The organism is Myxococcus llanfairpwllgwyngyllgogerychwyrndrobwllllantysiliogogogochensis (assembly GCF_006636215.1).
Lineage (GTDB): Bacteria > Myxococcota > Myxococcia > Myxococcales > Myxococcaceae > Myxococcus > Myxococcus llanfairpwllgwyngyllgogerychwyrndrobwllllantysiliogogogochensis.
The window spans coordinates 1-1,668 of record NZ_VIFM01000523.1 but is presented as its reverse complement, the minus strand read 5'-3'; the positions used below and the strand labels follow the sequence as shown (position 1 = coordinate 1,668).

The 1,668-nt window shown below is 68.1% G+C and carries 1 protein-coding gene; it reads left to right on the top strand.

Features of this window, described 5'->3' with window-relative positions; translation table 11 throughout:
• Positions 1–61 precede the first annotated feature (61 nt).
• A protein-coding gene (locus FJV41_RS49050; RefSeq protein WP_246137904.1) for a transposase occupies positions 62–1,668 on the top strand; the annotation gives its coding sequence in 2 pieces (ribosomal slippage) (positions 62–1,034 and positions 1,034–1,668; 1,608 coding nt in all).

The window sequence follows — 1,668 nt, the reverse complement described above, 5'->3', positions numbered from 1 at the left end:
CTACACCGGCAAATATGGCTTGAGCCGCAGGTGTTACCCCTCTGAGGGAAGGAGGAACGCCATGGCTCGGACGACGGCTCGCCCTGTTGCAACTCGGGAGGTGCGACTCGACAGCGAGCGTCGGCGCTGCGAGGCCTGCGGCACGAGGACCCGGGCAGACTGGCGCTCGCGGCGCTGCGTGACGACGCTCACCGGATGCGTGGGGCTGTCCGTGCAGGTGCGGGTGTGCCACCACGAGGGGTGTCTGCTGAAGGGGGTGTCGCTGCGGGCCGAGGGTGAGGGGCATTGGGTGCTGCCCGAGCATGAGTTCGGCCTGGACGTGCTGGCCTTCATCGGGGCGCAGCGCTACCGGGAGCACCGCAGCGTGCCGGAAATCCACGCCTTGTTGCGCCAGAGGGGCGTCGCCATTTCCGAGCGCACCTGCACCAACCTGCTCGACCGGTACGACGAGCTCATCAGCCTCAAGCTTCTCGACTCGCAGCGCCTGCGGGCAACACTCAACCACCAGGGGCGTGCGGTGCTTGCCATTGACGGGCTCGCGCCGGACGTCGGGCATGAGGTGCTCTGGGTGGTGCGCGAGTGCCTGTCGGGCCAGGTGCTGCTGGCGCGCGCACTGCTGACCGGGGGCGAGCAGGAACTGATTCCTCTCATTGATGAGGCGAAGCGCGCACTGGGGCGGGTGCCCATCGTCGGCGTGGTCTCTGACGGACAAAGGAGCATCCGCAACGCGCTGGCCCACGCACTTCCCCAGGTGCCGCACCAACTGTGCCACTTCCACTACCTTCGGGAGGCGGCTCGGCCCCTCTATGAGGCGGACCGGCATGCAAAGAAAGAATTGAAGAAGCGCGTGCGTGAGGTGAGGAAGGTGGAACGGGCGGTGGAAGGCCGCCAGGACGCGGGCGCCCGGGCCACGCGTGCCTATGCGGCGGCAGTCAGGAGCGCTCTTACCGACGACCACCGCCCGCCTCTCAAACCCTCCGGCCTGCTGCTACGCCGACGCCTGGACGCCATCGAGAAGAGCTTGGAGCGGGTCTCAAAAGGGGGGGCTGGCCACCGGAACTGAGCCGCTTGCATGCGGTGCTACGCAATGCATTGAAGGCCACAGCCAGCATGTGGCCTGGCCTGGCACGGGCCTACCAGTGGGTAGAGCGCACCGCGGCCATCCTCCGCAACGAGACGGGCTTGGACGCGGCAGGTGTGCGACGCAGATTGGCCGCCCTCCTGGCTACCCTTGTGCGATGGACGCGCCGACGTCACCGGGGAGTCCTGCGGCAGGCCCTCGCCCACTTTCTCCTCGAGACGCGCCGCTACTGGAAAGGCCTCTTCCACTGCTACGACGTGCCGGACCTGCCCCGCACCGACAATGACCTGGAACATCTCTTCGGAACCTGTCGCTACCACGAGCGGCGAGCCTCGGGTCGGGTGCGCGGGAGCGCGGGCCTCGTCGTGCGCGGAGCGGTGCGGCTACCGGCCATCGCCTCGGCCTCCCTGCTGCCCGCGATTGACGGCCCGCACCTGGCGCCTGGGGACCTTCATGAATGGCAGCGACTGCGCGCTCAGCTAGAGCAGCGGCGCGTCCCTCGCATCATGGGTCGGCGCTTCCGAGCCAACCCGGACGGCTACCTCCGAGCCATCGAGGAGGAGCTCAGGTCATATTTGCCGGTGTAG